Below are 19,381 nucleotides of genomic sequence, written 5' to 3'. Positions count from 1 at the left end.
TTGATAGGGTGGGTTGCCCCTAAAACTCCCCCCTTGGTCCCGAAATGCGGCGCGGGTATAGCCTGATTTCGAAAGATCTGTAGGAGCCGGCTTGCTGGCGAAAGCGATGATACAGACACATTGTTGGTGAACGATTAATCCGGTTCGCCAGCAAGCCGGCTCCTACAGCGGAATTGAGTTAGCCATCGCGATCGTGCTGACTGGCACTACACGCCTCAACGCAACTCGCCACACATATCCAGCTCAACCAGCCGCCGCACTTCATCCCCATCCAGTCCAGCCCCCAGCAGCGCATGCAGCTTGCCGAACGCGGCTTCGCGGGTCATGCCGCCGCCGGACAGTACGCCGACGCCTCGCAGCCGGCTGCCGGCCTCATACACATCCAGTTCGACGCCGCCTTCGTGGCATTGGGTAATCGCCACGACGACGACGCCTTTCTGGTGAGCACGCTGCAGGCTGACAAGGAAGTCGGCGTTATCGCTGGGGCCTGTGCCGTTGCCGAAGCATTCCAGCACAAGACCTTGAATGCCGCTGTCGATCAGACCGTCGAGCTGGGCAGCGCCGATGCCGGGAAACAGCGGCAGCACGGCAACATCCGCCAGTTTCCTGGGCTGACGATAATCCAGTGCCGCCGGCAATGCCGATGCGGCCTCACCGCCCCGAGAGCGATTGAGTGCCGCGAAAGGGTTACGGCCGAAGCTGCGAATCTTCGCGCAACGAGTCGGTTCCAGCAGCTCGCCGTGGAAGTACAGATGCACTCCCGCAGCAAGCCCTTGACCCAAGGCCTGCAAGGCGCCGTTTACGTTTTCCCAGGCGTCGCTGTCGGGAACGCCCGCTGGCAACATGGACCCGGTGAACACCACAGGGGCATTCAGGCCCAACAGCTGAAAGCTCATGGCCGCGGCGCTGTAGGCCAGGGTGTCGGTGCCGTGCAGGATCAGCACGGCATCGCAACCCTGCGCTTCAACCGCGTCGACCACTGCTTCACGCAGGCGCTGCCAGTAGGCAGGGGTCATGTTGGCGCTGTCGATCAGGGGAGACATTTCGCGGAACGACCACTGCGGCACCACCCTGTCGGGCAGTGCAGCCAGTTGCTCAGCCATGCGCGCTTCAAACCCGGAAGCAGGTGCCAGCCCGTTCTCGCTGGCCTGCATGCCGATGGTTCCACCGGTATACAGCACCATCACCTGGCGGGCTGCGTGGTTTTCGCGATTCATGCCTGTCTCCCTGGATTGATGTTCAAATGATCAACGCGCGTCCGCGACGGGTTTGCTGCCGGTCGCTTGCGTGTGCGCCGCTGGCTGAGCGGCATCAGGCTTTGGCCATGCTTTCAGGTCCAGGTCCAGATCGGGGAACTGGCTGGAGTCGAAGACTGGCGTCTTGATGCCGGCTTTACGCTGGGCATCGTAGTCGTTCAACACCCGCAGCGCGATTTTGAACAGCATCGCCAGCGCAATCAGGTTGACGAAGGCCAGCAGCGTCATGGTGATGTCGGCGAAGGCGAACACCGTGCCCAGATCCTCAACGGCGCCCCACAGAATCAGCGCCAGAACCAACACGCGATAGAAGAAGATCGCCTTGCGGTTCTCACCCAGCAGGAAGCGCAGGCTGTTTTCGCCCAGGTAGTAGTTGTAGAGGATGGAGGTGAACACGAACAGCGCCAGCGCGACGCTGATGAACAGCCTGCCCCAGTCACCGACGACGGCGGCGAGAGAGTTCTGCGTCAGGGCAATACCATCGCCTTCGAAGCCCGGAGTGTAGAAACCCGACAGCAGGATCAGCAGCGCGGTACAGGTGCAGATGACGAAAGTATCCAGAAACACGCTGAACGCCTGAACCACACCTTGCGCCACCGGGTGCTCGACTTGAGCCACTGCGGCCACGTTGGGTGCACTGCCCAGCCCGGCTTCGTTGGCGAAGACACCACGTTTGACGCCCATGACAATGGCGCTGCCGATCAGGCCACCAAACACTTCATCCATGCCGAACGCGCTTTTGACGATGGTCATCAGCATGTGCGGAACGTGTTCGAACTGCACGCCGATGACATACAGCGTGACCGCGATGTAGACCAGCGTCTTGATCGGCACCAGCAGGTCGGCGACCTTGGCGATGCGCTTGATCCCGCCGACGAACACCAGACCCAGCAGAATCGCCAGACCGACGCCGGCGTAGCCTGGCGAGATCTTGAACGCGTCATTGAGCGAGTGGGTCACGGCGTGGGATTGCAGGCCGTTGAAGGCGAACCCGAAGGTCACCAGCAACAACACCGCCATGATCATGCCCAGCCAGCGTTTGCCCAGGCCATGCTGAATGTAATACGACGGACCGCCGCGGTATTGGCCTTCGGCGTCGCAGCGTTTGTACAGCTGGCCGAGGGAGCATTCGAAAAAGCTGCTCGCCATGCCGACAAGGGCAGTGACCCACATCCAGAACACCGCGCCTGGTCCGCCGAGGGTAACTGCGATGCCGACGCCTGCGATGTTACCGGCGCCGACACGGCCGGCAAGGCTCAGCATCAGGGCCTGGAATGAACTCAACTGGCCCGCGCTGCTGCGCAGGCTGTCGCGAAACACGGCGAACATGTGAAAGAAGTGACGGAACTGAACGAAACGCGAGCGAATCGTGAAATATCCACCGAGCCCAACAATGAGCACGATCAGTACTTTTCCCGAGAGGAAGTCGTTGATGACTTCAAGCATTGGTGTTTCCTCGCTTTCTTAGAGGGTGCGCACTATACCGGCGCGCGTTATTGGAGTCTTTATCCGGTTTGCATCAAGCCCATATGACACTGGGCAAAAAAAAGGGCCTGGAAGCGTTTGCTTCCGGCCCTCAAAAGGGTGAGGGGTGTCTAGACCCTCAGCCTGGTGATCGTGTTGCAAGTGCTGCAGAGCCGGAAAATCAAGCCTTCAAGGGCACGAGTCGCGGCGCAATCATGTTCTCGGGGCGCAGGATGTCCGCCAGCATGACGTCGTCCAGCAAGCCCTCTTCACGCACCAACTCCAGCACGCCACGGCCTGTTTCCAGTGCAACGCGGGCGATACGGGTGGCGTTTTCGTAACCGATGTACGGGTTCAGCGCAGTGACGAGGCCGATCGAGTGCTCGACCAGTTCACGGCAGCGCACTTCGTTGGCGGTGATGCCGACGATGCAGTGCTCGCGCAGCATGTCCATGGCGCGCTGAAGCAGGCGAATCGAGTCGAAGATTTTGTAGGCGATCAACGGCTCCATCACGTTCAGCTGCAATTGACCGCCTTCGGCCGCGATGGTCAGCGCCAGGTCGTTGCCCATGATTTCGAAGGCGCACATGTTCACCGCCTCCGGAATCACCGGATTGACCTTGCCCGGCATGATCGAACTGCCTGGCTGACGCGCCGGAAGATTGATTTCGTTGATGCCGGTGCGCGGGCCGCTGGAGAGCAGGCGCAGGTCGTTGCATATCTTCGACAGCTTGACCGCGGTGCGCTTGAGCATGCCGGAGAACAGCACGAAAGCTCCCATGTCGGAGGTGGCTTCGATCAAGTCTGCAGCCGGCACCAGCGGCTGGCCGCTGATGGTCGCCAGACGCTGAACGGCCAGATGCTGATACCCCGGGTCGGCGTTGATGCCGGTGCCGATAGCGGTGCCGCCCAAATTGACTTCGGTCAGCAGCTCGGGCGCCAGACTGCGCAGGCGATTGAGGTCTTCAGTCAAGGTGGTGGCGAAGGCGCGGAATTCCTGACCCAGGGTCATGGGCACTGCGTCTTGCAGTTGGGTACGGCCCATTTTCAACACGTGGTTGAACTCGTGACCTTTGGCCGCAAACGCCTGGATCAGGCTGTCGAGGCTGGCAAGCAGCGCGTCGTGGCCCAACAGCAAACCCAGGCGAATGGCCGTTGGGTACGCGTCGTTGGTGGACTGCGCCATGTTCACGTCGTTGTTCGGGTGCAGGTGTTTATATTCGCCTTTGGCATGGCCCATCGCTTCGAGCGCGATGTTGGCGATGACTTCGTTGGCGTTCATGTTGGTGGAGGTACCGGCGCCGCCCTGAATCATGTCGACGACAAACTGATCGTGGAAATCACCGCGGATCAGTCGTGCACAGGCTTCGCTGATGCCTGCATGCTTCTCGTTGCTCAAATGGCCCAGCTGATGGTTTGCATCCGCTGCCGCCTGCTTGACCATCGCCAGCGCTACGACCAGCTTCGGGTAGTGCGAAAGCGGAACGCCGGAGAGGCGGAAGTTGTGCACTGCGCGCAGGGTCTGGATGCCGTAATACGCTTCAGCGGGTACTTCGAGAACGCCAAGCAAGTCTTTTTCGATGCGAAATGATGCAGCGGAGGACATGATAGAGAAAGGCTCAAGATGGGCACGGACTAAGCCGGAACGCCCTTGATACTAGGCCTGTGGGCTATTCTGGACCAATGCTGTAAAACGCTGCCCTATGCACAATCGGCATAATGCCGCAGTGACGCGGGGATTGTTACGAACGTGTGAATCAGTGTATGAGGCTCCCGTCCGCACCCGCGAATGCGCAATTTCTGAGGCTGGAGAAAACGATGAACCTGGAAAGCAAATGGCTGGAAGACTTCAGTGCGCTGGCCGCGACCCGCAGTTTTTCCCAGGCAGCGGAGCGTCGGTTCGTCACGCAACCGGCCTTCAGTCGGCGCATTCGCAGCCTTGAAGCGGCGCTTGGGCTGACGCTGGTCAATCGCTCGCGCACGCCGATCGAGCTGACGGCGGCGGGGCAATTATTCCTCGTCACCGCCCGAACGGTGGTCGACCAGCTGGGCGAAGTGCTGCGTCATTTGCACCATCTGGAAAGCGGGCAGGGCGAGGTCATGCAGATCGCCGCTGCGCACTCGTTGGCGCTGAGCTTCTTCCCGCGCTGGATCGCGCAACTGCGCAACGAAGGGCTCAACATCGCCACGCGGCTGGTCGCTACCAACGTTGGAGACGCGGTACACGCGCTGCGTGAAGGCGGCTGCGATCTGATGCTGGCGTTCTACGACCCCGACGCCGCGCTGCAAATGGACGCCGAGATCTTCCCGTCGCTGCATCTGGGCGTGACCGAAATGCTGCCAGTTTGCTCGACTGACGAAGAGGGACGGCCGCTGTTCGACCTGGAAGGGGAGCAGAGCGTGCCATTGCTGGCGTACAGCGCGGGTGCGTTTCTGGGTCGCTCGGTGAACCTGCTGTTGCGCCAGCGCAGCGTGCGCTTCACGACGATTTACGAAACGGCGATGGCTGACAGCCTCAAGGGCATGGCGTTGCAGGGGTTGGGAATCGCATGGGTGCCGAGGCTCAGCGTGACGGCGGAGCTCGAGCGAGGCGAATTGGTCATCTGCGGCGGCACTCAGTGGCACGTCCCGCTGGAGATTCGGCTGTACCGCTGCGCGTTGGTTCGCAAGGCCAATGTCCGGCTATTGTGGCGCAAGCTGGAAGCGGGCGGCACCTCGCCAGCTGCCTGACCTGGAAGTCAGCAAATTCGGGCCTCCATGGGCCGGTTTGGTTGGCTGACGGGAGGTCGCCGGCAGTCTGTCAAACGAGAATCTTTGCGGTATACTCCGCGGCCTTCGGCCGGTTCGACTGGTCATTATTTGTACGACGAGCCACGCCGGTCCTCCCGCGTGGCTTGTTGTTTTTAGCCGCGCCTGCGGGCGCCCGATGAGAGGCACGACGATGAGCGCACTGGTTGGCGTGATCATGGGCTCCAAGTCCGATTGGTCCACCCTTAGCCACACCGCCGACATGCTTGAAAAGCTCGGCATTCCGTACGAAGTCAAAGTGGTTTCGGCGCACCGCACGCCCGATCTGCTGTTCAAGTACGCCGAAGAAGCCGAAGGCCGTGGCATCGAGGTGATCATCGCCGGCGCCGGTGGCGCTGCTCACCTGCCTGGGATGTGCGCTGCCAAGACTCATCTGCCCGTTCTGGGTGTCCCGGTTCAGTCTTCCATGCTGTCGGGCGTCGATTCATTGCTCTCCATTGTGCAGATGCCTGCCGGCATTCCGGTCGCGACCCTGGCCATCGGCAAAGCAGGCGCGATCAACGCCGCGCTGTTGTCGGCCAGTATCCTGGGCGCCAAGCACCCACACTTCCATGCAGTGCTGAAGACATTCCGCGCTGAGCAGACAGACAGCGTTCTGGACAATCCAGACCCACGCGAGGCCTGAGGTTTTCATGAAGATCGGCGTAATCGGTGGCGGCCAGTTGGGTCGCATGTTGGCACTGGCGGGCACCCCGCTGGGCATGAGCTTCGCCTTCCTTGACCCCGCGCCGGACGCCTGCGCCGCTGCGCTTGGCGAGCACCTGCTCGCCGATTACGGCGATCAGGAACAGCTGCGCCAGCTGGCCAATGATGTTGATCTGGTCACCTTCGAATTCGAAAGCGTGCCGGCTGAAACCGTTGCCTTCCTGTCGCAGTTCGTGCCGGTTTACCCGAGTGCCGAAGCACTGCGCATCGCCCGCGATCGCTGGTTTGAAAAAAGCATGTTCAAAGACCTCGGCATTCCGACGCCGGCGTTCGCCGACATCCAGTCCCAGGCGGATCTGGACGCTGCGGTGGCCAGCATTGGTCTGCCGGCCGTGCTGAAAACCCGCACGCTGGGTTACGACGGCAAGGGCCAGAAAGTCCTGCGCACTCCTGAAGATGTGAGCGGCACTTTCGCCGAACTGGGCAGCGTGCCGTGCCTGCTGGAGGGCTTCGTGCCGTTCACTGGCGAAGTCTCGCTGATCGCTGTGCGTGCCCGCGATGGCGAGACCCGCTTCTATCCGTTGGTACACAACACTCACGACAGCGGCATTCTGCGCCTGTCCATCGCCAGCACCGATCACCCGCTGCAGGCGCTGGCTGAGGATTACGCCGGGCGCGTGCTCAAGCAGCTGGATTATGTGGGCGTTCTGGCCTTTGAATTCTTCGAAGTCGATGGCGGCCTGAAAGCCAACGAAATCGCCCCGCGCGTCCACAACTCGGGCCATTGGACTACCGAAGGCGCCGAGTGCAGCCAGTTCGAGAACCATCTGCGCGCCGTTGCCGGGCTGCCGCTGGGGTCGACGGCCAAGGTCGGCGAAAGCGCGATGCTCAACTTCATCGGTGAAGTGCCCGCTGTAAGCGAGGTCATCGCCGTCGAAGACTGCCATTTGCATCACTACGGCAAGGCCTTCAAGGCCGGGCGCAAGGTCGGCCACGCCACCGTGCGCAGCAAAGACCGCGCAACGCTGGATCGTCAGGTAAAACGGGTCGAAGCCTTGATCAAAAACTGATCATAGCGGTGTCCTGCACATCCTGTTGAACCATTCGCCACCGCTGCCCCTCTCATAGCGTGTTGCCGATAGCTAGCTAGGCTATTTGCATATTCATTCAAACAGAGGGACATGGCATGGGAATCATCGGAACCATCTTCATCGGCTTGATCGTAGGTCTGCTGGCGCGCTTTCTGAAGCCAGGCGACGACAGCATGGGCTGGATCATGACCATCCTGCTCGGCATCTGTGGTTCGTTGGCCGCTACTTATGGTGGCCAGGCGCTGGGTATCTACCGCGCAGGCGAGGGTGCAGGTTTCCTTGGTGCGCTCGTCGGCGCGATCATCCTGCTGGTGATCTACGGCATGATTAAAAAGCGTTAAGCAAGCCTGGCCCTCTGCGCTATTGCTGCGCAGAGGGCTAGAATGCCCGGCACTCAATTCCTCCCGCCGAGCATCTCCAATGCGTCATCTCCTCTTCGTTTCACTGCTGCTAGTCTGCGGACTGGTACGCGCCGCGGAATTACCCGAAACCGACTGGCTTGAACTGATGCCGAAGTCGGATCAGAAAGCCCTCGAAGCCATGCCCGAAATCGATCACAACTCGCCGGAAGGCCAGGGCACGTTCGACAGCAAGGGCGGTTTGAAGCAGAGCAAGGGCTTGCCTGCCGTTATGTACTCCACCAAAACCGTCGCGTCGATGAATGACAAAACCATCCGCCTGGGTGGCTATCCAGTGCCGCTGGAAACTGACGCGAAGGGCCACAGCACGCTGTTCTTCCTCGTCCCGTACCCTGGCGCCTGTATCCACGTGCCGCCACCGCCGCCGAATCAGCTGGTGTTGGTGCGTTATCCGAAAGGTTTGAAGATATCCGACATCTACACCCCGTTGTGGGTCATCGGCACGTTGAAGGTGGAGAAGGTCAGCAACGACCTCGCCGACGCCGCCTATGCGCTGGACGCGTCGAATGTGCGTGTGGTGGTTGAGGCGGATTTGTAGTTCGCTGACACAGCGTGCAGATCGATGGATCCGGCTCGATGCATTGTAGGACTGGCTTTAGCCGGGAAGGCGTCGGGTGTCACACCACAAAATCGAAGGTGCGCACGCAGGCCTTTTCCCGGCTGAAGCCGGTCCTACAAAATAGCGCAGTGTTGTCAGGCTTCTGACAGCGGCTCGGCCCAGATGCTGACGCTCAGCGCGTGCATATCACCGGGTTTGAGCGTCACGACGTCAGTCATGACGTTGGCCGTCTCAACGCACACCATGCTCTTCCAGCCATCAGGCTGCATGTCGTCGAATGTTTTGGTCTTGTCGATCCACGGGTTCCAGACGATGGCCGATTGCGAGCCCGTCGTCTGGATCTGGATCCGGCGTTTCCATCCCGGGTCGACCACTGAGATCAGATCAGGCGTGTCCCGGTAAATACGGTCCGTCTCGCCGGTGAACCTGATGTCACCCACCTGGACGTTCTGGGTGTCCCAGCTTTCCAGTGTGTTCAGGTACTCGACGCCATCCAGCCCTTCGATGCTGATCTGACTCACATCACTCACCGCGAAATAACTGTGCAGCGCCTGACTGAGCGTGACGTCTTCAGCGCCAGCGTTGAAGCTCACCAAGCTGACATTCAGCGCGGCATCCAGGCGGATGTGCAGTTTCAGGCCGACGGTATGCGGCCAGCCCGGCAACTGTCCTTCGGCCTGGGGCTGGATGAATTCGACGATTAATGCGTCGCCGTCCTCACCCACACCCATCAACTCCCAGTCAATCGCCCGGACTTCACCGTGGGCCTTTGCCGGCTCGTCGCTCTCGCGCATGGCCTGCACGCTGAACGGGTTTTTCTGGAAATTGCCAAACCACGGCCAGCAGATCGGCATCCCGCCGCGAATAGGCTTGCCCGATTTGAACAGCGCGCCCGGGTTGGACCAGATCAGCGGCTCATCGCCGTCTACCTGATAACTAATGATGTGCGCGCCTTGTTGGGCGATCACCAATTCGGCCTGGCCGTGGCGGATGCGCCAGCAATTAAGCTCACCGAGCTGGAAGGATTCGACATTTGATGTGGGCATGGGGGTTCTCACTCGAAGGACAGTGACTGAATCAGACTGCGCCAAGCTTGATGAGTTTGTTGCGCAAAGCCAAGGGCGGACACATCCGCCCACCCAGGCTTAAGGATCAGCGTCGAGCCGGCACCGAACGGGTACGGCCGCTGCCGTCGATCGCTACGAAAACGAACACGGCTTCGGTCACCTTGCGCCATTCGCTGGACAGCGGATCATCGCTCCATACCTCGACCATCATCTGGATCGAGCTGCGGCCGATTTCCAGGGTCTGGGTATAGAACGACAACTGCGCGCCCACCGCGACGGGCACGAGGAACGCCATGCGGTCGATGGCAACAGTCGCCACACGGCCACCTGCCACCTTGCTTGCCATAGCCGTACCGGCAAGGTCCATCTGGGCAACCAGCCAGCCGCCGAATATATCGCCGAAGCCGTTTGTTTCGCGAGGCAGGGCGGTAATCTGCAAGGCAAGATCGCCCTGCGGTATTGGATCTTCTTGTTCGAGCTCAATCATTTTTGGGTCCCTCTGACCCATGACTCTACTAAGTCTTCATTTCGTTTAAAGGGAAACTCTGCGAAAACGACTTGGGCAAATGGCTTCGCACAACTTCCCTGAAGAGACCGGCTGAGTCGTGGCCGGCGAGTATATCGGGCGCGCCGTCATGAAACGACCGCCGCTTTTTCATAATGCCTTCGCGCCATTGCAATCCATGTGCATTTGTACGCAATTTGCTATCGTGCCGGACCGACCTGGCGCACTACGCCATTTTTGGCACGCAATTTTGATGCCCGATTAACTTTTCGAGTCGAGAAATCGCGTGTGAAGCCGTTACCCACGGTTGAGTCACCGTTGATTTTTCGCCCAAAGAGAGCCTCAAAAGAGAAGCCATTGTCATGTCCTCTGTGCCTTTAAGTGCTACGCAGCCTTCGCGCCCGCTGAACCGCAACGATTACAAAACCCTTTCACTGTCTGCCCTGGGCGGAGCGTTGGAGTTCTACGACTTCATCATTTTCGTGTTCTTCGCGGCCGTGGTAGGCAAGCTGTTTTTCCCCGTAGACATGCCCGAATGGCTGCGTTTGATGCAAACGTTTGGCATTTTTGCCGCCGGTTATCTGGCTCGGCCGCTGGGCGGCATCGTCATGGCGCATTTTGGCGACCTGTTGGGCCGCAAGAAAATGTTCACCCTGAGCATTTTCCTGATGGCCGTGCCAACGCTGATCATGGGCCTGTTGCCCACCTACGCGCAGATCGGCATATGGGCGCCGCTCTTGCTGCTGCTGATGCGCGTCATTCAAGGCGCCGCCATCGGCGGAGAAGTGCCTGGCGCGTGGGTATTCGTTTCCGAACACGTTCCCGCCCGTAACGTCGGTTACGCCTGCGGTACCCTCACGTCCGGTCTGACGGCCGGGATTTTGCTCGGCTCGCTCGTCGCCACCTGGATCAACAGCGTGTACTCGCCCGTTGAAGTATCGGACTACGCCTGGCGAATTCCTTTCCTGCTCGGTGGCGTCTTCGGTCTGATGTCGGTTTACCTGCGCCGCTGGTTGCACGAAACGCCAGTGTTCGCCGAGCTGCAACTGCGCAAGCAGCTGGCTGAAGAGGTCCCTCTCAAGGCCGTCCTGCGTGATCATCGCGGTGCTGTGGTGTTGTCGATGGCGCTGACCTGGCTGCTGTCGGCAGGCGTCGTCGTGGTCATCCTCATGACGCCGACACTGCTGCAGACCAACTTTGGCTTCGCGCCAGCGCTTACCTTGAAAGCCAACAGCCTTGCCATTGTCTTTCTGAGCCTGGGCTGTATAGGCGCGGGAGCACTGGCAGACCGCGTTGGCGCTGGCCTGGTGTTCCTGTTCGGATCGCTGGGATTGTTGGTCAGTTCGTGGACCTTCTATCACACGGTTGGCACGCAGCCCGAGCTTCTTTATCCGCTCTACGCGATCACAGGATTGTTCGTTGGCACCATTGGCGCCGTCCCATTCGTGATGGTCAAAGCGTTTCCGCCGGTGGTTCGGTTTTCAGGGCTGTCCTTTTCCTACAACCTGGCCTACGCAATCTTCGGCGGGCTGACGCCGATGGTGGTGCAGGGGCTGAACAAGGTGAACCCGATGGCGCCCTCATGGTACGTGGCGGTCCTGTGTGCGTTGGGGATGGGGATCGGCGTGTATCTGCTGCGCCGTAAACCTGCCCAATGAGCATCTGATTCACGTCCAAGCCGCTCGCGAGCCGGTTCTGGCCCGCGAGCGAGTAACGCATTAGAGCTTCAGTGCGTGGATCGTCGGGACTTTGCCAGCAGAGTTACCCGCGATCAGGATCTGACCAGGCTTCGGCTGGACGAAGCTGAACCCGTTGTTAGGGTAAAACTTCACGTTGTACAAGGTTCCGAATGTCGCTCCCGCCAAGCTGGAATCGACGCTTCCGTTATCGTTGAAGCGGCCCAGCACAGGGCCGGCAGTGAATCCACCGCTGATCAGGAGTTTACGTTCAGGCTCGCCACTCACCTCATACCGAGCCATGTACCACGCGTCGTTTGCGCCGTCGTAGAACTTATGAATGACCGGAACACCTTTGTTGAAGGTTGTATCAAGGGAGCCGTCTGGCTGCAGCACCGTGACCATACCTTTGAATATCGCTCCGTTAAAGGCAGAGCCGACTAACACTATCTTGTTGTCCTTGATATCGTCCACATAGATACCTTTGAGGTAATAGGCTAGTTCTTCCTGAGTGCTGTTCAACTCTACGACACCCTGCTCTCCAAAATCTTGATCCAAAATACCCAATGGAGACACCTTCATCAAAATTCCGATAGATTTCCCAGTCGGTTGGTCGGCATATCCGCACGCGTAAATGTTGCCAAGTTTATCTTGAGCGATAGACGATAGGGAGATAGGTATCGTGGGACGAACGGGATGCTGGATTTTCAAGACGCCTGCGTCCGCAAACGATGTATCAAGCGTGCCAGTAGGCGTGATTTTAATTAAGTAGCATTCGAGGTTATCTTCTTTCTCAGTGATTACAACGGCGTAAATATTGCTGTCAGCCTGTACAAGGCATGCATTTCCTTTTCCAAGCTGTGAGCGGATCTTGAGGTCGCTGAAGCGGATCTTGAGCAGTTCGCTGATATTGAGCGGCGCGAAAAGAGAGCTAGATTTACCGTCGTGAGTCCATTGGGTAATGTAGGCATCAGATCCTGTTGATCCATAAGAGTACCCCCACAGGGTGATGGGACTTGAATCGTCTGGCGCATGAATCCCGAGAAGTACAGAGGTGCCTGTATCAGCGAATGGCACATCAACGACACCAGTGTTATCAGTGCCGAAGCTTTTGTCGAGTTCCCCTGCACCGTCGAAACGGGCAAGGCAAGCGACTGACCGATGATCCGGATCATTTACACTATGTTTTTCAAAGTAGGTCGCCAGGTACTTGGCGGCATTATTGGTTGAAGGACACTGAATGACACCGCTCGCCCAGCCCTCTTCCGCCTTGAAGGGCAGGTAGAGCCGTCCGCTATTTCCGAAGCTGGCGTCATAATCTAATACCCCAAAAAGACCTGCTGCGGGTTGATTATCAGTGCGAATCAAGTAATCGTCGATTTTTTCATGGGTGTGCAGGTTGTTTGGCGATTTCATGGCTACTTCCTTTTCTTCCGAGAGCTGTAAGGCAATAACGAGTCACTGATTATTAATTTAGCAAGGTGCTTCTGGGTTAGTTAGTTGGATTTGAAATAAGCAGCGCTGTTGATTATCGCGACTTCTCTACTTTCTTGGCGTGATGATCTTTCACACACCTTGGGGTGCGCCCATCATTTTCAGGCTAGCCGCTCCAGGCGTTTGAACCCTGCGCGTAGATTATTTCGACATCATCCATATTAAAGGCTTGTTAAGCTGTAACGCGCCAAACTCCGGCGAGTGTTGAAGTTGAAGTCCTCCAAAAAAAGGTTGCCGGCATTCATCTCGATGTCACAATCCAGTCATAGATTGGTCACATGGCCAGCATCCACCGGTCAGCACTCTTACCTCGCCAGGAGCAAGGCATGACACTCAAGCGTTTGATGACTGCACTGACTTTTGTCGCTGCTGGCTTTACCACCGCGACTGCGGTTGCCGCCGTCGATCCTGCGATCAAGCCCTACGTCAAAACCAGTGGTGTCTCCGGGAATCTGTCCAGCGTGGGCTCGGATACGTTGGCCAACCTGATGACGATGTGGGCCGAGGCCTATAAGAAAGAATACTCAAGCGTGAACATCCAGATTCAGGCCGCCGGCTCCTCAACAGCGCCCCCCGCATTGACCGAGGGCACTGCGACGCTGGGGCCTATGAGCCGAAAGATGAAGGACGGCGAATTGTCTGCATTCGAGCAGAAGCACGGCTACAAACCGACGGCGATTCCCGTCGCCGTCGATGCGCTGGCGGTGTTTGTTCACAAGGACAACCCGATCAAGGGCCTGACGCTGCAGCAGGTTGACGCGATCTTCTCCGCGACCCGGCTGTGCGGCGCCAGGACCGATGCAAAAACCTGGGGCGATGTAGGCGTGACGGGGGATTTGGCCGGCAAGGCCATTCAGCTGTTCGGGCGCAATTCGGTCTCCGGCACTTACGGTTATTTCAAGGAAGAGGCGCTGTGCAAGGGCGACTTCAAACCCAACGTCAACGAACAGCCTGGCTCTGCGTCCGTGGTCAGCTCCATCAGCAATTCGCTGAACGGCATTGGCTATTCGGGCATTGGCTATAAAACGTCCAGCGTGCGCACCGTGCCCCTCGCGAAAAAAGAGGGCGGCGAGTTTGTCGAAGACAACGAAGCCAACGCGCTGAATGGCACCTACCCGCTGGCACGCTTCCTTTATGTGTACGTCAACAAAGCGCCCAACAAACCGTTGAACCCGCTCGAAGCCGAGTTCGTCAGATTGATCCTGTCAAAACAAGGTCAGGAAGTTGTCATGAAAGACGGGTACATTCCGTTACCAGCCAAGGTCGTCAGCAAAGCCTTGGCTGATCTGGGGCTACAAGAACGGTAGCGAGCGCGCTGCCCAGACAACCCTGATGCGGGGTGACAGGTTCGTCCCGCCACAAACGACAAAGGCCTTATGGAACGAGGCTCGCAGAACACTGAACAGTCCGTTGCCCCGATTCAGGGGCGGCGGGCTTTTTTGCGTCACCTCGCTGTAATGTATTTGTCATACACAGCGGCTACGGTGTGCGCATGAATGATTTGGCCAATTCATCAATGACCGAAAACCCCCGCCCCGAGCGCATCGATTTCAATGCGCCCGAGCTGCAACGCAAGCGCAGGATTCGTGCGCTCAAAGACCGCCTTACGCGCTGGTACGTGTTAGTGGGCGGTCTCGCCGTGTTGGCCGCCATCACGCTGATCTTCTTCTACCTGGCCTACGTCGTCGCGCCGTTGTTCCAGGGTGCGAAACTGACGCGCAGCGATACTCAAACACCCGCCTGGCTGCAGGATGCCGGCAAGCCCATGGTGTTGGTCATCGAAGAGCAGAATCAGGTCGCCATGCGCGTGTCCGACAAGGGCGAAGCGCTGTTTTTCCACCTCAAGGACGGCGGCGAAATCTCCCGCGTCGCCTTGCCGATCCCTGCTGGCGCGAAGGTGACGTCGGTGGCGCAGGATCAGCCCGGCAAGCCTTTGATTGCGGTCGGCCTGTCCAACGGCCAGGTGCTGGTGTTCAAGCACGCTTACCCGATCAGCTATCCCGACAATAAAAAAACCATCACCCCCACGATTACCTATCCCTACGGCGAGACGCCGCTGGTACTGGACGACGGAGGGCGGGCGCTTGAACACGTCAATCTGAACGCCAGCGACACGACTCTGATTCTGGCCGGTGCAACCGGTACCCAGCTGCACGTGTTGTCGCTGACCCAATCCGAAAACCTGATGACGGGCGAAACCAGCCGCGAGCAAAGTCGTATCGAATTGCCGCAGCTGTCGGCGGCGGTCAAAGCCATCTACGTCGATCCTCGCCAGCAATGGCTGTACGTGATCAACGGTCGCGCGCTGGTGGATGTGTTCGACCTGCGCGACCGCACCTTGAACGGCCGCTACAAACTACTTGAGGACGCCAACGCCGAAACCACCGCCAGCACGCAGCTGGTCGGTGGCATCTCGCTGGTGATCGGCAGCTCCAGAGGCAATATCGCGCAGTGGTTCATGGCCCGTGACGTCGATGGCGAGATGCGTCTGCAGCACATTCGTGACTTCAAAATGAGTGGCGCGCCGATTTCCCAGATCACCGCCGAGCAACGCCGCAAAGGCTTCATTGCCATGGACACCTCCGGGAAGCTCGGCGTTTTTCACAGCACCGCTCACCGCACGCTGTTGATCGACCCGATTGCCAGCGGCCCGGCCGTGATGGGTCTGTCGCCGCGAGCGGATCGCATCATCGTTGAAGACAACGGCAAGCTGCTGCCTTTGAACCTGAACAATCCGCACCCGGAGATTTCCTGGAGCGCCCTGTGGAACAAGGTCTGGTACGAGAACTACGACGAACCCAGATACGTCTGGCAATCCACCGCGTCCAACAGTGACTTCGAACCCAAGCTGAGCCTTGCGCCACTCACCTACGGCACGCTCAAAGCCGCGTTCTACGCCATGCTGCTGGCTGCGCCGATTGCAGTCGCTGCGGCTATCTACACCGCTTACTTCATGGCGCCGCGCATGCGTCGCAAGGTCAAGCCGATCATCGAGCTGATGGAAGCGATGCCGACGGTCATTCTCGGGTTCTTCGCCGGGCTGTTCCTGGCGCCGTATCTGGAAGGGCACCTGCCGGGCATTTTTAGCCTGCTGATCTTCACCCCCATCGGCATCTTGCTGGCAGGGTTCGGCTGGACGCGCTTGCCCGACTCGATTCGCCTGCGGGTGCCCGACGGTTGGGAAAGCGCGATTCTGATTCCGGTCATTCTGCTGATTGGCTGGGTCTCACTGAGCATGAGCCCGCACCTGGAGAACTGGTTGTTCGGCGGCGACATGCGTGCGTGGATCACCAACGATATGGGCATCACCTACGACCAGCGCAACGCACTGGTGGTCGGGATCGCCATGGGTTTTGCGGTCATTCCCAACATCTATTCGATTGCCGAGGACGCCGTGTTCAGCGTGCCGCGGGGTCTGACGCTCGGCTCACTGGCCCTTGGCGCAACGCCGTGGCAGACGCTGGTTCGGGTGGTGATTCTCACGGCCAGCCCGGGGATTTTCTCGGCGCTGATGATCGGTATGGGGCGCGCCGTCGGCGAGACCATGATCGTGCTCATGGCCACCGGCAACACGCCGATCATGGACATGAACCTGTTCGAAGGCATGCGCACCCTGGCGGCCAACGTGGCGGTGGAGATGCCCGAGTCGGAAGTGGGTGGCAGTCATTATCGCGTGCTGTTCCTCGCCGCCCTGGTGCTGCTGATGTTCACATTTGTCATGAATACCTTGGCAGAGCTGATTCGTCAGCGCCTGCGCAAGCAGTATTCGTCTCTCTAGGGCAGGTTGAAACCGATGAAGCAGACCTCCCTCAAGCGATGGTTCAACAGTGGCGGCCCCGGCGTCTGGCTGAGCGCGGGTGCGGTCTCTATCGCGGTGATCATGACCATCGGCCTGTTGGCGGTGATCGCCGTGCGCGGGCTGGGGCACTTCTGGCCAGCGGATGTCATTTCCGCCCGGTACGACGTTCCGGGGCAGGACAGCCACGTGCTGGTGGGCGAGTTGGTTCAGTCTGAACAAGTGCCGCGCGCCAGGCTCAAGGCCGCCGGGTTACCAGTCCCTGATCAGGGGCCCGAGTTCATGACCCGCGATCTGTTCAAGGTCGGCAACCGGGATATCAGCCCCAGCGATTTCAACTGGGTCATTGGCGAGTGGCTCAAGGACCAGCGCAAGCCCGCGGAGTTGATGACGCTGGAGCGCCGCGAGTGGGGCAACTTCTACGGCTATCTGCTCAGCGTCAAGGAAGACGGCAAAGTCGTCGCCGAAGGCGAAGCCGCATGGCCGCAACTGCAGGCGCGTATCGAGCGAGTGCAGGGTATTTCCGATCAGCTGGACGACCTGGAGAAGGGCGAGATCGGCGCGATCAACCACGGCATCGAGCGGCTGCGGCTGCAGGCGCGCAAGCTTGAGCTCAACGGCGAACTCGACGCCGCCGCACAGGCTGACATGGCCACTGAGCGCGCGGAATACGACGCCCGCTACAAGGAGGTCGAGTCGCAGCTGGGCGCGTTGCACGCCGAATACAATCGCGACAGCCTGACGGCCCGTGACGCCAACGGCAAAGAGATCGAGCTCAGTATCGGCAAGGTGGTTCACGCATACCAACCCAACGCCATGGGCACGATGACCAAGCTGGGGTTCTACTTTCAGAAGCTCTGGGAATTCCTCAGCGACGACCCGCGCGAGGCCAACACGGAGGGCGGGATTTTCCCGGCGATCTTCGGCACCGTGATGATGACCCTGATCATGGCCGTCATCGTGACGCCCTTTGGCGTGCTCGCCGCTGTGTATCTGCGTGAGTACGCACGTCAGGGCGTGATGACGCGCCTGATCCGCATCGCCGTGAACAACCTCGCGGGCGTTCCGGCGATCGTCTACGGCGTGTTCGGGCTGGGCTTTTTCGTTTACGTACTGGGCGGCTCTCTGGATCAGCTGTTCTTTCCCGAAGCCCTGCCGGCGCCGACGTTTGGCACGCCCGGCTTGCTGTGGGCGTCATTGACTCTGGCGCTGCTTGCCGTGCCGGTGGTGATCGTCGCCACCGAAGAAGGTCTCGCGCGTATCCCGCTAACGTTGCGCGAGGGCTCGCTGGCCTTGGGCGCAACCAAAGCCGAAACGCTGTGGAAAATCGTTTTGCCGATGGCCAGCCCGGCCATGATGACCGGTCTGATCCTGGCCGTGGCACGGGCGGCGGGTGAAGTGGCGCCGCTGATGCTGGTGGGTGTGGTCAAGATGGCGCCGTCATTGCCTCTGGACGGCAATTACCCGTACCTGCACCTCGACCAGAAGATCATGCACCTGGGTTTCCATATTTACGACGTCGGCTTTCAAAGCCCCAATGTCGAGGCCGCGCGCCCGCTGGTGTACGCCACGGCGCTGCTGCTTGTGCTGGTAATCGCGCTGCTGAACCTGTCGGCGGTGACCATTCGCAACCGCCTGCGCGACAAGTACAAGGCTTTCGAAGACTGAGTCAGCTTCAAGCGGCTAGCTGTAAGCCGCATACCGTATCAGCACCACATTTGCAGCTTGCAGCTAAAGGCTTGCAGCTACGAACGGAGAGAGATCATGCAACACGAACCCCACGCCCACGGCATCAACATGTCGGCCCTGGGTCGCAAGCGCCAGGTGCTGGATCTGGCGAACGAAGCCGTGGCGCTGGAAGTGCCGGGGCTGGATCTCTTCTATGGCGAGAAGCAGGCGCTGTTCGACATCCGCATGAACATCCCGAAACAACGCGTCACCTCGTTCATCGGGCCGTCCGGGTGCGGCAAGTCCACCTTGCTGCGCACCTTCAACCGCATGAACGATCTGGTGGACGGCTGCCGCGTACAGGGCGAGATCAAGCTCTATGGCCACGACATCTACACTAAAGGCGAGGACGTCGCCGAGTTGCGTCGTCGGGTAGGCATGGTCTTCCAGAAACCCAACCCGTTTCCCAAGACCGTTTATGAAAACGTGGTCTACGGGCTGCGCATCCAAGGGGTGAACAAGAAGCGCGTGCTCGATGAAGCCGTGGAATGGGCGTTGCGTGGCGCCGCGCTGTGGGACGAGGTCAAGGACCGCCTGCATGAGTCGGCGCTCGGACTTTCCGGTGGTCAGCAGCAACGTCTAGTGATCGCCCGCACTATCGCCGTTGAACCTGAAGTGCTGCTGCTCGATGAGCCGTGCTCCGCGCTCGACCCGATTTCGACCCTCAAAGTCGAGGAGCTGATCTACGAACTGAAATCCAAATACACCATTGTGATCGTTACCCACAACATGCAGCAGGCGGCGCGCGTGTCGGACTACACCGCGTTTCTGCACATGGGCAAGGTGGTCGAATACGGGGACACCGATACGTTGTTCACCAATCCGACCAAAAAGCAGACTGAAGACTACATAACCGGTCGTTACGGCTAGCAC

The 19,381-nt window shown here is 59.4% G+C and carries 16 protein-coding genes; 10 read left to right on the top strand and 6 right to left on the bottom strand.

Annotated elements, in window-relative coordinates; all coding sequences use genetic code 11:
* Positions 1-215: 215 nt before the first annotated feature.
* The 3 genes from EC919_RS11280 to EC919_RS11270 form a co-directional block, all read right to left on the bottom strand.
* Positions 216-1,217 carry an asparaginase gene (locus EC919_RS11280; protein WP_133773919.1) on the bottom strand — a complete coding sequence of 334 codons (1,002 nt, stop codon included), beginning with the start codon at positions 1,215-1,217 and terminating at the stop codon, positions 216-218.
* Between the two features lie 30 nt (positions 1,218-1,247).
* Positions 1,248-2,702, bottom strand: coding sequence for an alanine/glycine:cation symporter family protein (locus EC919_RS11275; RefSeq protein WP_133773917.1), 1,455 nt, complete (start codon positions 2,700-2,702; stop codon positions 1,248-1,250).
* 199 nt (positions 2,703-2,901) lie between these two features.
* Positions 2,902-4,326 carry an aspartate ammonia-lyase gene (locus EC919_RS11270; RefSeq protein ID WP_133773915.1) on the bottom strand — a complete coding sequence of 475 codons (1,425 nt, stop codon included), beginning with the start codon at positions 4,324-4,326 and terminating at the stop codon, positions 2,902-2,904.
* A 212-nt stretch (positions 4,327-4,538) separates the two neighbouring features.
* Here EC919_RS11270 and EC919_RS11265 point away from each other — a divergent pair, with 212 nt between their 5' ends.
* The 5 genes from EC919_RS11265 to EC919_RS11245 all read left to right on the top strand — a co-directional run bounded on the left by EC919_RS11265 (position 4,539) and on the right by EC919_RS11245 (position 8,221).
* The gene (locus tag EC919_RS11265) at positions 4,539-5,450 is read left to right on the top strand and encodes a LysR substrate-binding domain-containing protein (RefSeq protein ID WP_133773913.1); all 912 of its coding nucleotides are present in this window, start codon (positions 4,539-4,541) and stop codon (positions 5,448-5,450) included.
* A gap of 211 nt (positions 5,451-5,661) precedes the next feature.
* On the top strand, positions 5,662-6,153 hold the full coding sequence (gene purE, locus EC919_RS11260) for a 5-(carboxyamino)imidazole ribonucleotide mutase (protein ID WP_065988179.1): 492 nt from the start codon (positions 5,662-5,664) through the stop codon (positions 6,151-6,153).
* Positions 6,154-6,160: 7 nt separating this feature from the next.
* Positions 6,161-7,243, top strand: coding sequence for a 5-(carboxyamino)imidazole ribonucleotide synthase (locus EC919_RS11255; protein WP_133773910.1), 1,083 nt, complete (start codon positions 6,161-6,163; stop codon positions 7,241-7,243).
* Between the two features lie 116 nt (positions 7,244-7,359).
* Positions 7,360-7,605 carry a GlsB/YeaQ/YmgE family stress response membrane protein gene (locus EC919_RS11250; protein WP_037016790.1) on the top strand — a complete coding sequence of 82 codons (246 nt, stop codon included), beginning with the start codon at positions 7,360-7,362 and terminating at the stop codon, positions 7,603-7,605.
* 79 nt (positions 7,606-7,684) lie between these two features.
* A complete protein-coding gene (locus tag EC919_RS11245) occupies positions 7,685-8,221 on the top strand; it encodes a DUF3299 domain-containing protein (RefSeq protein ID WP_133773908.1) in 537 nt (178 codons plus the stop codon).
* Between the two features lie 155 nt (positions 8,222-8,376).
* Here the strand turns inward: EC919_RS11245 and EC919_RS11240 are convergent, their stop codons facing one another.
* Positions 8,377-9,288, bottom strand: a complete 912-nt coding sequence (locus EC919_RS11240; RefSeq protein ID WP_133773906.1) for a D-hexose-6-phosphate mutarotase — start codon at positions 9,286-9,288, stop codon at positions 8,377-8,379.
* A gap of 106 nt (positions 9,289-9,394) precedes the next feature.
* The gene (locus tag EC919_RS11235; RefSeq protein WP_093466337.1) at positions 9,395-9,796 is read right to left on the bottom strand and encodes an acyl-CoA thioesterase; all 402 of its coding nucleotides are present in this window, start codon (positions 9,794-9,796) and stop codon (positions 9,395-9,397) included.
* A 380-nt stretch (positions 9,797-10,176) separates the two neighbouring features.
* Here EC919_RS11235 and EC919_RS11230 point away from each other — a divergent pair, with 380 nt between their 5' ends.
* Positions 10,177-11,472 (top strand): MFS transporter, encoded by a 1,296-nt coding sequence (locus EC919_RS11230; RefSeq protein ID WP_133773904.1) that lies wholly within the window; start codon positions 10,177-10,179, stop codon positions 11,470-11,472.
* Positions 11,473-11,532: 60 nt separating this feature from the next.
* On the opposite strand, the gene EC919_RS11225 is transcribed toward EC919_RS11230, so the two are convergent.
* Positions 11,533-12,906 (bottom strand): hypothetical protein, encoded by a 1,374-nt coding sequence (locus tag EC919_RS11225; protein ID WP_133773902.1) that lies wholly within the window; start codon positions 12,904-12,906, stop codon positions 11,533-11,535.
* A gap of 404 nt (positions 12,907-13,310) precedes the next feature.
* Between EC919_RS11225 and EC919_RS11220 the strand changes: the two genes are divergently transcribed.
* The 4 genes from EC919_RS11220 to pstB all read left to right on the top strand — a co-directional run bounded on the left by EC919_RS11220 (position 13,311) and on the right by pstB (position 19,378).
* Positions 13,311-14,291 (top strand): phosphate ABC transporter substrate-binding protein PstS family protein, encoded by a 981-nt coding sequence (locus tag EC919_RS11220; protein ID WP_133773900.1) that lies wholly within the window; start codon positions 13,311-13,313, stop codon positions 14,289-14,291.
* A gap of 185 nt (positions 14,292-14,476) precedes the next feature.
* A complete protein-coding gene (locus tag EC919_RS11215) occupies positions 14,477-16,762 on the top strand; it encodes an ABC transporter permease subunit (RefSeq protein WP_133773898.1) in 2,286 nt (761 codons plus the stop codon).
* Between the two features lie 15 nt (positions 16,763-16,777).
* Positions 16,778-18,448 carry a phosphate ABC transporter permease PstA gene (gene pstA / locus EC919_RS11210; protein ID WP_133773896.1) on the top strand — a complete coding sequence of 557 codons (1,671 nt, stop codon included), beginning with the start codon at positions 16,778-16,780 and terminating at the stop codon, positions 18,446-18,448.
* Between the two features lie 96 nt (positions 18,449-18,544).
* The gene (pstB, locus tag EC919_RS11205) at positions 18,545-19,378 is read left to right on the top strand and encodes a phosphate ABC transporter ATP-binding protein PstB (RefSeq protein ID WP_065988194.1); all 834 of its coding nucleotides are present in this window, start codon (positions 18,545-18,547) and stop codon (positions 19,376-19,378) included.
* Positions 19,379-19,381: the final 3 nt, after the last annotated feature.

Source organism: Pseudomonas graminis (assembly GCF_004364335.1).
GTDB classification, from domain to species: Bacteria; Pseudomonadota; Gammaproteobacteria; order Pseudomonadales; family Pseudomonadaceae; genus Aquipseudomonas; species Aquipseudomonas graminis_D.
The sequence above is the reverse complement of the archived record's forward strand: the minus strand, read 5'-3'. Positions and strand labels throughout refer to the sequence as shown.